Below are 14858 nucleotides of genomic sequence, written 5' to 3' on the forward strand. Positions count from 1 at the left end.
TATAAAAATTATTATTAATAAAAACGTTTAAATTATAAATAAAATATATTATTATATTTTATAGTATAAAAAATATTTTTTAAATTTTGCCAATAAGATCTACTATTTTTTGTATTTAGACATATTTAATCATGATAATAAAGCTCTTGATTATTATTAGTTGTTACAACATAATAACTTGACTTTTAATATAAAATTAATACAAATATTCATTCTAAAACAAATATATAACTAATAAAGTATTAATACTTGTTACATTAAAATCGTGAACTTTTTAAATTTTATCACCGTCAGTTTATATCACCATATCTCGCTTATCTAATTATTGCAATGTGCACTATATTCAAATTATTTCTTCAATCACTATTAAAAATAGCAAAATATATTTATTTTTATATAAACGAAATGTCATGCCAATATTCGCATATAATACAATAAAACTACAATATTAATAAAGCATATTATCTCCATAATTCCATAAGAATGCAAAGTCAGTATTCTATTTTCAGATACAATCTTAACCAGAGATCTAAGTGAGTTTAAAAATACAATTAAAGACTGATAGTTTTATAACTGAGGGTAGTTTTAATAGAATTAGCACACATATTCTTCCTGCTTTATTACAGCAAATAAAAAAATTAACTCGGTAATAAATAGTTTTCAAATTATAAATTATTGAAGGCTATCTGAACATATCTATAATCAAGTATTATTATATATAAAACAGAGTAAAATCTAAAAAATTATTATCAGTCCACCGGATATCTTTTAATGTATTATGTGTATTTTAGATATAATCTATTATGTATCACATAATATAACTCAAAACAAATCTAAAAAAATTCTTAAAAATAATTGTTCAACATATAAAATATTACATACCATCTATAATTCTTGTGGTCCTTTATAAATACAATTTACTGAGTTTTAGTTGTTTCCATGCAATTTACTTAAATACAGAGATCTAGCTTACTCATTACTAGCGTAGCGTTGGTCCCCCCAAAGCCAAAACTATTAGACATCACCGTTTGTAGGACTTGCTCTGAATACGAAGTTATGATATTAAAATCCTTGGCTTCTGGATCTAATTTATCAATATTAATGCTTGGAGCTATAAAACTATGTTCCATCATTAATAATGCATAAATTGCTTCTTGTACGCCTGCTGCACCAAGTGAATGACCGGTCATTGCCTTTGTTGCTGAGATTGCTGGCTGATAATCAGAGAAGACAGCACGAATAGCACTTAATTCTTTTAAATCACCAATTAATGTTGAGGTTCCGTGCGTATTTAAGTAATCAATAGGTCTATGAACACCTTTCATAGCCATTCGCATACAACGCATGGCACCCTCCCCGGATGGAGCCACCATGTCTAAACCATCAGACGTCGCTCCATATCCTACGATCTCAGCATAGATATGTGCATTGCGAATTATAGCATGATTCAATTCTTCGACCACGACCATACCTCCGCCACCAGCAATAACAAAACCATCACGTCCCACATCATAAGTGCGTGATGCTTGTTCTGGTATATGATTATATTTAGTCGATAGCGCTCCCATCGCATCAAATTCACAAGACATTTCCCAACATAACTCTTCTCCGCCACCTGCAAATACGATATCTTGTTTACCTAGTTGAATCTGCTCAAAGGCATGACCAATACAATGTGCAGATGTAGCACAAGCAGAGCTGATAGAATAATTTACACCATAAATTTTAAATGGAGTTGCTAAGCATGCTGAAACACCTGAAGCCATTGCTTTTGTTACCATATATGGACCAACACCTCTGAGACCTTTAGCTCGCATGCCATCCACACTAGCAACTTGATAAAACGGAGAGCCTCCGCCTGATCCAGCTACTAACCCAACACGTGCATTATTCTGATACTGTTCTTTCGTTAAACCAGAATCCTGAATTGCTTCCTGCATGGAAATAAAAGCATATACAGATGCATCACTCATGAATCGTAGCGTCTTTCGTTCAATACGTGACGCGATATCTTTTTTAGATAATTTTATGTTTCCCCACACATGACTACGCATACCGGAATTTTTTAATTCCTCTGAGAAAGTGATTCCGGAGCGCCCTGCACGTAAAGATACTAAAACTTCTTCTTGATTGTTGCCAATACTAGAAACAACTCCAAGACCAGTAATCACAGCCCGCTTCATTCTATACCTCTTTCGTCACTGTATTCTGTTAGAGTTTAAGTGGCACTTTCTCTTACCTCTGTACACTGAAAAAATCCAATGAGTATATTACTCTATATGTAATATAAAATACGTATGTTATATAAAATATATTCAAGTATAAAACATAATACCTAATAATGAATACACATATGATGACATATTTTCTTCTAATGCAACTACTAATAAAATTATTTATTCATATAATTTCATTTATGTGCTCTTTAAACTTATATTGAGAAAATTAACTTTTATGCGATTTCATGGATTATTTAATCACATACCATACCTAGATCTATTTTTTAGTTATACTAAAAAACATAAGTTTGTTGATACATATCAATTATCATATATCATATATCATATATATATAATTTACCTTTAAAAACTGAGGGTATCTTAATTTATATATTAATTTTAATTTCATGTTATGATATAGAAATAAAATATAATTATAACTTATCCCTTGTAATCGATTACGAGCACGAGAACAAATAACCTCACTAATTTTCTATATAATTTATTATATATATAATATATATAATAAATTTTGCATACATTAAAAATAATTCGTAATTAAAAGACACTGATTACACCTAATTATTAATTAATAATCCTATCTTTTTCTAGTATCTTTTCTATTTATCTTCTGTGTTTTTATAGTATTTCGGAGTGAGAAGAGTATACTTTTACAATATACAAATCACACATAATCAATTTAATATATAAGATTTTCTTTTTTAATTATAAATAATAAATCCAATGCTACCATATTCTTCATAAGGTGTATAAGCAATAAATCTATACCATCTATACTATCTATATCATAGTAATTTTATTGCAATTATTTTATATATTGATATATTCAATCATCTGAAAAACTTTTATTTTTAATCGTACCATAAATAATATATTCACTTAAAATATTATTTATATTCTGGACTGCATTAGCACATAAGATCAGAACAGGAGCTAGAAAATAACCATAATATATATAAGTGGTAATTGCTAAATAAAAAATGCTTTATGCTATTACTTTATGTAAAATTTTTAAGAGCACTTCATTTTTATAGTCTTTAATACTAAAAATCTCTTTTGTATAAACATTTAGCATTAATTATAGAGTAATTTTTTTAACAATCTATACTCTAAACTAATTCTAGATATATAAGTTAGTTTTTTTACTTTATAATAAAAATATTACTTTTTTTATAATTTATAATAATTATTGATAACATACTGCATTATGAAAATTTAGCTATATATACTATATATATTAATACTAAACTTTATATTCAATGCCTTAATATATTTTTAACATTAAAAATTGATCCTGGCAATCACCACAAGTACATTTAACGAAGATCAAAATTATCAGTCAAGATTTATTATGGTTTTGCTAATCTTACTTAGAGTAATCAAAAAATATAAGCTTATCCCAGAAAAGGAAACAAGACATAGATTAGATTTTTCTAAATGTAAATATTTTTCTAAAATTAAATGTAAATTAGGATATTTCTATTATTAAAAGATCTAATTTATCTAATGATCTGATATCTATAAGATAATAATGAGACTATAATAATTATATTGATTTAATACTATTTACCAAATGATGTAATACTATTTACTAAATATTACTAATTCTGATGTTTATCTCTTTAATTGAAATAAGACTCTTTTCAGTAAATCAATATCTTCACTAATATAGTCTTCACTGAAGAAATAACTCATCGCAATATATATATTTAATAAAAAATATAGTTTATTATGCATGTAACATGCTATGTAAATTTATAATGAATGTCTTCTATATGATTAAGTCATCTAATATTAGTAGATTAATATTAGTAGATTAATATTAGTAGATGTATCTAAATTTAATCATCCTAATCATATATTAAAGCTAATACTAAACCAGAGCATCATCGAGATTTCAAGTAATAATATATTTAATTCTGATAAAATTACATAACCAATTAGTGCTTCTATTAATTTTACGTTTTTATTACATCAAGAATAATTTCAAAATTAATGTGTGATTATGTCGTGATAGATATTGATGATTTTTTTTTGCGATATTTTCTTAACAGAAAAAATAAAATATAATTAATTACTAATCATCACTAACCATGTTAAGCTAAAAATTTAGAATAATCAGTGACAAATATCTATAAACTTGTCATACTTCTCTTTGAAGCTGACTAAACAGTCGCTGCCTGACTTATCTATTGTTAATCAGCATCGAAAATTCAGGGAGAGGAAAGTCCGGGCTCCATAGGGTGCGGTACCAGGTAACACCTGGGTGGTGAAAGCCAACGACTAGTGCAACAGAAAAAATACCGCCGATAACCGATTAAAAAACCGGTTAGGTAAGGGTGAAATGGTGCGGTAAGAGCGCACCACACAGCTGGTAACAGTGAGTGGTATGGTAAACTCTACCCGGAGAAAGGCCAAATAGGAGCTCGTTAAGCGCGACCCGCGCAGAGCTCGGGTAGGCTGCTTGAGCCAATAAGTAATTACTGGCCTAGATGAATGACTGTTCACGACAGAACCCGGCTTATCGGTCAGCTTCTTTAGTAAATGAAAATAAATTTTTAAAATAAATTTAAAAATAACAGAAATTTTATAAAACTATTATATAATTATAAAATTTCTACTAAAACATTAATATGCATTAATACAAATTTATATTATCACAGTAAATAAATAAATTAAGATTTTAATCATATTTATTGTTATGTGTATAATATTATCTTAATTTTTAATTATGTGTATTAAAATATATATTTTTGTAAATTAATAAATCAATAATACTGAAAAATATTCCAATCATTATATAAAAATATAAAATTATTATTTCTAAAATAAAATTAAATAAGCATTATTAATTTTGAAATATGTTCTAAAATTAAATATGTTTTAAAAATATCTTTCCAAATAGATGAATCTTAGTTATTGTATAATAAATTTGACGATAGATATTGGATAATTATTAAATAATAATTACATGTCATTTTACAAGATTAGTAGAAATTTTAACTATTTACTTATATAATGAACACTGATATATTATTTTTTATGTGATAAATTATATACTTTAGAAATAATCTCCATAAAACAATACCTTACTTCATGCACTGCATCTAAAAATTATAGAGGAACAAGGTATAAATCATAAACATAGCTCTCGAATTTAAAAAATTCTCTTAAATTATTCCATGCAATACACAACCTTCTCAGTATAATAAAAAAGAAAAAAAAGTATAATAATATAACCTCAACTTAAGTAATTTATTTTGATACCAAAATAATATATCGTACTCTAGATCAATGCTATACATTAAGACTATAAACACACCATAAAATTATTTAATATATTTATAACTGAGGTAAGAATGATTATTCAACCACGAATTCGTGGATTTATATGTGTAACATCTCACCCTGAAGGTTGCAAGTACAATGTAAAGCAACAAGTAAAATATGTCCTTTCTGAAGGATCTATAAAACCTGGACCTAAAAAAGCATTGATCATCGGCTCTTCAACAGGGTATGGATTAGCCGCTCGGATTGTTTCTGCTTTTGCCTGCTCAGCAAGCACATTAGGGATTTTTTTAGAACGCCCAGGTAAACAAAATAAACCAGGGAGCGCTGGTTGGTATAATACTGCTGCTTTTGAAGAATTAGCAAATTCGGAGGGGTTATACTCAAAAAGTATTAATGGTGATGCCTATTCAGATCTTATGAAAAGGAAAACTATTGAGCTTATTAGAAAAGATTTAGGACAAGTCGATTTAGTAGTATATAGCCTAGCTAGTTCTCGCTGTCTACATTCAAAAACTGGTAAAATTCATTACGCTACATTAAAACCAATCGGTAAAACATTAAAAACAAGAGGATTAAACACTGATACAGAAACTGTTGTAGATATCTCTTTAGATCCTGCTTCACAAAAAGAAATTAATAGCACCATAGCTGTTATGGGTGGAGAAAATTGGCAAATGTGGATTCAGGCACTGATAGAAGCCGATGTACTCGCAAAAGGTGCAAAAACTATCGCATTTACTTATTTAGGTGAAAAAATCACGCAAGATATCTACTGGAATGGATCAATCGGTGCGGCCAAAAAAGATCTAGAGCAACATAGCACGAAAATTCGTCAGATGTTAGTAACACATGGTAACGGTGATGCTCGCATTGCAGTACTCAGAGCAGTAGTAACTCAAGCAAGCTCTGCGATTCCAGTTATGCCTCTTTATTTATCTCTACTCTTAAAATTAGCAAAAGAACAAGGTACACATGAAGGTTGCATCGAACAAATATATGGGTTATATAAAAACGGCTTATATAATAATTTTCCTATATTAGATGCTATGGGGCGCTTAAGAGCAGATTATACAGAAATTCATCCTGATATTCAAGAAAAAATTATTCAACTCTGGTTTGCAGTGAACAATGACAACTTGCACAGCATGACTGACTTAGTTGGGTATAAGAAGGAATTTATACGCCTATTTGGGTTTGGTTCTAAAAACGTAAATTATAAAGAAAAAATCAATCCCATGATAAATATTAAAAACCTTACTCAGATATAGTTGACTAAACAAATAAAAGAGTTATTATTATTAAAATTATTTAATATTAATTAAAGAATTTAGTCAAATGCTAGAAATCTCGATACACCTAATCCAAAATATAATTTAAAATTGATTAAGATTTAAAAATATACAAAAAATATATTATATATATCTTATTGATTATATATATAATAGAAATATTTAAAGTATGTTTACTGTTTAATGTAACAATCAAAAATTTTACAAAGGATTAATTGTTAGATATTTAAAATTTTTCTATTTTAAATTCAGACAGCTTACGATAGAATCTCAATATGCTAATATTATTATTGTAATATGATATTTTTATAAAAACAATTAAATGTGATTGTTATAAGAATTAATTTTTAATGCCATACAGATTCATCATCGATAAAAAGTAATGTTAAATGTCTTTTTATAGATTATTCATTCCTCGCTAAAATACAAACATTTCTCTTAGGCTATTTTTTATAAACTAGAGCATGACATGACTATTGAACGTACTTTATCGATTATAAAACCACACGCAGTAGAAAAAAAGATTATTGGTAAAATTTTCGACCGTTTAGAATGCGCTGAACTAACCATTATTGGTTGCAAAATGTTACAATTAACTCTATGTCAAGCAAGAGAATTTTATGCAGAACACCAAGACAAAATTTTTTTTCAAAATCTTATTCAGTGCATGATTTCAGGACCATCTCTGATTTCTGTCCTTGAAGGAGAGAATGCTATTCAATCTTATCGTCAGTTAATGGGTGCAACGAACCCGATACATGCCATTTCTGGAACTATACGAGCAGATTATGCAGATAGCTTGACCGAAAATGCAATTCATGGTTCTGATTCATCTATATCTTCAACACGTGAAATCAATTTTTTCTTTAGTTGTTATGAGCTATTTTCAAAAAAATATCAATTATAAAATAATAAAAAACTAATAAGTATTTAGCAAAAAATATATAATATCATCTACCCTAAATTTCTTTTACAATGTTCAATATAAATTCTTTTTCATAATATATGACGGCATATGATAATATAGTTATATTAGTTAGTTTTAGTGATCTTTCGAAAAATTATGTCTATTAACTAAAATTTCTTTAAAAGAATCTTAACATGATTTAATAACTAATCAGCTTATCTTATAGAAAACTGCAAAGACTAAGTTACTAAAATGGCTCTAGATAACTGTTAGCAATGTAATTATTTATGCGTTTATTCAATAGGTTCCTAAACAATCTCACAGAATCTCACATAAATCATTGGAAAGAACCTCTACAATCAGTGAAATAACTTATCAATTCTGTGTTCTATCATATTATGTGGCACACCGCTCTAACTAATTAATAGAAGGTTAAACACTATTTATGAACACGTTAATGGTTAACCCATTATCTACATTACCTATCAAACTGATACAAAAAAAGACAAAAATAAATCTATTAGACTTAAATCGTCAACAAATACGTCAATTTTTTATTAGTATAGATGCACCACCATTCTATACTGAGCAAATGATGCGATGGATTTATCGATACTATTGTTCTGATTTTTCTCAAATGACAGATATCAAAAAAATATTTCGAGCTAAACTCCAAACTATCGCTGAGATTCGAGCACCCGAAATAACAAAAGAGCAAAAGTCATCAGATGGCACAATTAAGTGGGCTATGCAGGTCGGTAATCAAAATATTGAAACAGTATACATTCCAGAAAAAGATCGAAGTACACTATGTATATCTTCACAAGTTGGATGCGCGCTAGGATGCACATTCTGCTCAACAGCACAACAAGGCTTTAACCGAAACTTATTAGTATCTGAAATTATTGGTCAAGTATGGAGAGCTGCACAAAGATTGAGAATGGATGCTAATACTCGCCAACGTCCTTTTACAAATGTGGTGATGATGGGTATGGGGGAACCGCTTTTAAATCTCACTAATGTTATATCAGCAATCGAGCTCATGTTAGATGATTTTGGTTTTTGTCTATCTAAAAGACGCGTGACTATCTCAACCTCAGGGATAACGCCAGCGATAGACAAACTATGTAAAAAATTAGATGTTGCATTAGCAATTTCTCTGCATGCAGCAGAGAATAAACTACGTAATAAAATTATGCCTATTAATATTAAATATAATATTGAAGATTTATTAAGATCAGTGCGGCGTTACATTAGTACATCTAAAGCTAATCAAGGAAAAGTAATCATTGAATATGTCATGCTAGATAAAATCAATGACAAAATAAATCATGCATATAAACTAGCTGTCCTTCTTAAGGATACTCCATGTAAAATTAATTTAATTCCATGGAATCCTTTTCCTGGAGCATCATACAATCGTAGTTCAAATAGTTGTATTGATCGTTTTTCTAAGATTTTAATGGCACATGGTTTTACCACTATTGTTCGAAAAACTCGTGGAAAAGATATTAATGCAGCTTGTGGGCAATTAACTGGAAATGTTTTAAACCGTACCAAACGCATCAAACGCATATGAGATCATAATATAAAGAATAGATAAAATAATACGATGAATACTAATATAGCTCTCTTAAATAAAATATCCGCTTGCAAGTAAGTCTAGAATATATAAATATTGTCTCTAAGCTTTTCTAATAAAAAAACTTAAAATGAAAACTATATATTTATATATCAATACTACTCTCTTAAAAAACAACTATTTCGTAAATAGCGCATCACTTCAAGACTTTGCAAAAGCATTTAGTTACAACTTGCCTAAAATTAAAGGAAAAAGCACATATAAAAAAGTATTCTTGCATAATCTATGTTATGCGCATCCAGGTCCAATGTAAAATTCATTCTTAATAATTTTATATTGCAAAAAATTAATATAAAAAATTTACTATAATGTATATTATATTATTACTTTTATAAAATGTATATTGCTCTCACTTAAGTATACACTCACTGCATATGAAAATATGCAGTCTTATCCAAATAATATTGATTTACGCTAACTAACCAAAAGTATCAAGTCAAGTTTAAAAAAAATAATCAAGGATCCTTTATGATTTATGCGTGAAATCTATAACAATGTTAATCTGCTATGTTAATAAAAAAATCAAATATCACATATTATTTTTAATACGCCAACTAACGTAATTTGTTATTATTAATATAATAGTAGAATATTTTTGCTTATGAATACTGACAACACTCGAAATATATACACAATCACTTTAACTAAAGCGACTCTATATAGTGCCCGTAAACACCTAGGATTTACCCAATAACATATTACTGGACATCTTTAATTGAACATGGCTATTATTTAAGAAATTAAAGATAATCACATAACTGTCTCACTAGCATTAATCTTTCTTTTGAGTGTATATTAGACTATATGCTTGCCTAGTTCTCGCCCCCTGAAGAAGAATTAATTTCTATAATAGATTAGAGATCTGCAATAAAAGTTCACATATTTTAGTAATGAAAAGCTTCTCTCTAGAGCAGGATAAAAAAAGAAAAAATATTAATAATTTGTATATGATTAACAATATGTTGTGTTGTGGCAACAATTATCATAATTATTTGAGAAAATCACACAAATTTTTTAAAAAATATACTTTTTAATACATGACCAACATGTAGGAATTGCAGTCAATAATGATTAATTTTAAAAAATAAATGAACCTTTAGTAGATTAATACGACCTCAAATGATATTATATTTAGATATAAAATAAGTTCTAAAATCTTTCTTCTCTATTCTTAAAAATGCAGGATTTTCCTTGCATCATCGTGAAACACTATATAAATTACAGAAAATAATAATTAATTATTGATATAAGATATCATAAGTGTTTGTTCATATAATACGATTAAATAAAGATGATAATTCTGATGATAAGCTCTAATGCTTTTTAAAGATACGATTCAATTCGTATTAGTGATAGACCAAATTAAACTACACCCAATCAATCTTTATTATCAGCATCATATTATAGATGAAAGGATTTCTATCTGACAATATATATAACTATTAAAAGAAAAATTTAGAATTCAGTTAAAATATATTCTGTATTTATATTGATTTTATCGCCGGTTAATAATTATATATTAAAATTTCAGCAAAAATTAGCATAAAAGTTATTAACTATAGTATATATATTACTATATGAAATAACATACTTGTCTAATTTTTATTAATTTTACATATATCTTTCTCATGTGATAAGTAACTGTGGAAAAACCATGTCTCATGTCAAACACATCACACGTCGTAAGTCAACACGCATTTATGTTGGTAAAGTCCCTGTAGGTGACAATGCGCCAATTACAATTCAATCTATGACAAACACCTGTACGACTAATATTCCAGAAACTATTAACCAAATTAAAGCTCTAGAACGTATTGGTGTTGATATCGTGAGAGTTTCAGCGCCTACAATAGAATCTGCAGAAGCGATTCGTTTAATAAAAAAACAAGTTAATGTGCCAATAATTGCAGATATTCATTTTGACTATCGAATTGCTTTAAAAGTTGCTGAATATGGTGTAGATTGCTTACGTATTAATCCAGGTAATATTGGAAACAAATCACGTATTCGTTCTGTTGTTGAATGCGCTCGATATCACAATATTCCCATTAGAATTGGGATAAACAGTGGATCACTAGAACAAAATCTACAACAAAAATATAAAAAACCAAGTCCGCAAGCATTACTAGAATCCGCTTTGCGTCAGATTGAATATCTAGATAAATTAAACTTTAATTCATTTAAAGTTAGTGTCAAATCATCTGATGTTTTGATCGCTATGGAATCATATCGTCTTTTAGCTACACAGATTCAACAACCCCTTCATCTAGGTATTACAGAATCTGGTGGCGCACGGGCCGGCGCAGTAAAGTCAGCCATTGCTATAGGATCTCTTTTACTAGACGGTATTGGAGATACACTACGTATCTCTCTAGCGGCTAATCCACTAGAAGAAGTTAAAGTTGGCTTTGATATACTCAGATCTTTACGTATTCGTTCACGTGGTATTAATTTTATTGCGTGTCCAACCTGTTCACGACAAGAATTTGATGTAATTAGCATAGTAAATATCTTAGAAGAACGTTTGTCAGATATTATAACTCCCATGGATGTCGCTATTATAGGATGCATGGTAAATGGCCCTGGTGAAGCTAAGCTCGCAACTATAGCGGTATCTGGTAGAAAAAAAAGTAGCAGTCTCTACGAGGATGGTATTCAGTTACATGAGCGTCTAGATAATCAGATGATTGTCGACCAACTTGAGAAACACATTCGACGTAAATCGCATGAACTTAACACTACTTGTAATATTGATATAAAGACAATCACTAATCCATAAATAAAATAGTTTTTATTTTTTAGTGAACATAAAAATCAAATAAGATAGATAAAGAAAAGAGAAGAATAACTAAAAAAAAGTAAATAATCACATAAAGGTATAGACACAATGGCGGATCTCAATTAGATAAACTGATATAATTTAAAGTTTCTACTCTAAGAGAATATATACAGTGACAAAAACAATAAAAGCAATTCGCGGTATGAATGATGTGCTACCCACTGACATCTCTCTCTATCAACATGTAGAAACAGTTCTTGCTCAGATACTTTTTAATTACGGATTTAATGAAATTCGAACTCCACTTATCGAATGTACGCATTTATTTAAACGCGCCATTGGCGAAGATACTGACATTATTAATAGAGAGATGTACAACTTTAATGATCGTCACGGCGAGGGAATTACTTTACGACCAGAAGGAACAGCTGGCTGTGTTCGCGCGGGAATTGAACATAGTCTTTTTTATAATCAAGAACAACGTCTGTGGTATATGGGTCCTATGTTTCGTTATGAACGTCCCCAAAAAGGTCGATACAGACAATTTTATCAAATTGGCTCTGAAGTATTTGGACTCAAAGGTCCAGATATTGACGCAGAACTCATTATCATGACCGCTCGATGCTGGAAAATATTAGGTATAGATAATCATGTTCAATTAGAGATCAACTCTATAGGATCAATAGAAACACGAAAAAATTATCACCATATACTAGTCAATATGCTTGAAAAGAATATTAAAAAACTAGATAACGACTCAAAACGTCGCATATATTCTAATCCCATACGAATACTTGATAGCAAAAACCCTTCCATGCAAGCATTACTTGACGATATGCCATCACTTATAGATTATCTAGATAACGCCTCACGTGAACATTTCACTGAGCTATGCCGCTTATTAGATCTTGCCGGTGTTTCTTATCATATTAATCAGCGTCTTGTACGTGGCCTAGACTACTATAATAACACGGTGTTTGAATGGATTACCAATAGTCTTGGGTCTCAAGGTGCAATATGTGCTGGTGGACGATATGATTATCTAGTTAAACTACTGGGCGGGCCTGATATTCCAGCAGTTGGTTGTGCTATTGGACTAGAGAGATTAATATTGCTTGTTCGTTCAGTTTTTCCCTTATTAAAAACCCAAAAAGTTGTTGATATCTATCTTATATCTTCAGGTCAATGTGCAAAAAACTCTATGTTAACTTTTGCCGAGTATCTCCGAAACCAACTACCGGAATTTAAAATAATGAATCATTTTGGTGGTGGAAACTTTAGTGCACAATTTGCCAGAGCAAATAAATTAGCTGCACGCCTTGTTTTAGCTTTAGGTGAAAATGAAGTTGCCGATCATCAATGCACAATTAAAGATTTGTCTAATGGAATTCAAAAAACAGTATCTCAATATCATGCCGCTGGCACACTGCGAGCACTATTAACTAATACACCAGAAAAGAAAAATAAAATTTATGATTAATCTAATTTAAAATAAACTTCTGCTATGATCAATATCATGGAAAATAAAAATTTTATAAAATTATTAGTTAAATTTTTTCAAATAACCTAACAGGTATATTACCTAATATTATGCGATGTTTTAATCTAAACTTAAAAATATTTACATATTATAACATTTAGAGCATTATATAGAGAATTTATAAATACTGTTCAGATAATTGGCTTATCTGTTTTATACATAACAATATATTAATGATCAGGATGGGTTTAGTATTTTAAAAATCATTATAATAGTTCAGAAAAATTATATTTTTATGTATATATAATAGAATTATCACATTATAACATCTAACTAATAAACACTAAGTTTATACTAAATAATATTTCTCATATTTATTAAATAATATTGATATTTATAGAATACTTTTAATAGTTTTATATAACATACAAGTCATCTATTAATAGCTCTTAAAATAGATAAATTAAAATTTTCTATAATTTTTTGATACGATATATCTTTATTTCATCTAAATTATTTTATGTATGCTGATGTAAAATTCTAGCTTATTTTAACTATAATGAATCATTTATGATTCAATCGTTTTTAGGTTTTTTCTTGGTGAGAAATCTATTCAGACAGAAGATCTTTACAAGCTATAATAACTTATCAAAAAGATATGAGCATGATATAAAAATAAAATTCATTTAACACGCTAATTAATAGTAGTTCACTCAGTGTTGAAAAAATGTAATTGATTTAAACAATGTACTATAAAGATAGTATCTTTAAGCATCTTAATAAGCAGTATGTCTTAACAAACATAAAACCAACAGACGAAAATAATACACCTTCGCTATATAAACTCAATAATAGTTATACCCTAGAATAGTTAGCGAAAAAAGGTCAATATATAGTGATCTTATTCATTTAAACATATTAAATTCTCTTTGCATATGTTATAATAAAATTTTAGTTATTAAACTAACCTGCCTTAATTATAATACATAAACATATAATCAAAATCATATTCGTGCATGCGTATAAACATAGTCGAAGTGTAATAATGGTACATCTAAGGAAATTTTATATAAAGTTTAATGCATCAAATTTTATGTCAGATAAAGCAAATAACAGTAGCAATAATTAAAGGATAATATCCTAATAAGATATTATGAACAATCTTTGCATATTAAAAGAACATTATATTTTAACAACGCATAATAATGATCATTATCCATTATAATGTTG

The 14858-nt window shown here is 28.6% G+C and carries 6 protein-coding genes and 1 other RNA gene; 6 read left to right on the forward strand and 1 reads right to left on the reverse strand.

Annotated features, from left to right (window positions below):
• Window positions 1–950 precede the first annotated feature (950 nt).
• Entirely contained in the window at window positions 951–2183 is a 1233-nt protein-coding gene (gene fabB, locus ERCISPPA3004_RS02465) for a beta-ketoacyl-ACP synthase I (RefSeq protein WP_157990520.1), read from the reverse strand.
• A 2214-nt stretch (window positions 2184–4397) separates the two neighbouring features.
• Between fabB and rnpB the strand changes: the two genes are divergently transcribed.
• The 6 genes from rnpB (at window position 4398) to hisS (ending at window position 13628) form a co-directional block, all read left to right on the forward strand.
• An RNA gene (gene rnpB, locus ERCISPPA3004_RS02470) (RNase P RNA component class A) lies at window positions 4398–4780 on the forward strand.
• An 819-nt stretch (window positions 4781–5599) separates the two neighbouring features.
• Window positions 5600–6799 carry an enoyl-ACP reductase FabV gene (fabV, locus tag ERCISPPA3004_RS02475; RefSeq protein WP_157990521.1) on the forward strand — a complete coding sequence of 400 codons (1200 nt, stop codon included), beginning with the start codon at window positions 5600–5602 and terminating at the stop codon, window positions 6797–6799.
• 490 nt (window positions 6800–7289) lie between these two features.
• Window positions 7290–7727 (forward strand): nucleoside-diphosphate kinase, encoded by a 438-nt coding sequence (gene ndk / locus ERCISPPA3004_RS02480; RefSeq protein WP_157990522.1) that lies wholly within the window; start codon window positions 7290–7292, stop codon window positions 7725–7727.
• 445 nt (window positions 7728–8172) lie between these two features.
• Window positions 8173–9306 (forward strand): dual-specificity RNA methyltransferase RlmN, encoded by a 1134-nt coding sequence (rlmN, locus tag ERCISPPA3004_RS02485; protein WP_157990523.1) that lies wholly within the window; start codon window positions 8173–8175, stop codon window positions 9304–9306.
• Window positions 9307–11023: 1717 nt separating this feature from the next.
• Window positions 11024–12148, forward strand: a complete 1125-nt coding sequence (gene ispG / locus ERCISPPA3004_RS02490) for a flavodoxin-dependent (E)-4-hydroxy-3-methylbut-2-enyl-diphosphate synthase (protein ID WP_157990524.1) — start codon at window positions 11024–11026, stop codon at window positions 12146–12148.
• A gap of 172 nt (window positions 12149–12320) precedes the next feature.
• Window positions 12321–13628 (forward strand): histidine--tRNA ligase, encoded by a 1308-nt coding sequence (hisS, locus tag ERCISPPA3004_RS02495; protein WP_157990525.1) that lies wholly within the window; start codon window positions 12321–12323, stop codon window positions 13626–13628.
• The last annotated feature ends 1230 nt before the right edge of the window (window positions 13629–14858 follow it).

It is taken from the genome of Candidatus Erwinia haradaeae, from assembly GCF_900698995.1.
GTDB lineage: Bacteria > Pseudomonadota > Gammaproteobacteria > Enterobacterales > Enterobacteriaceae > Erwinia_E > Erwinia_E haradaeae_C.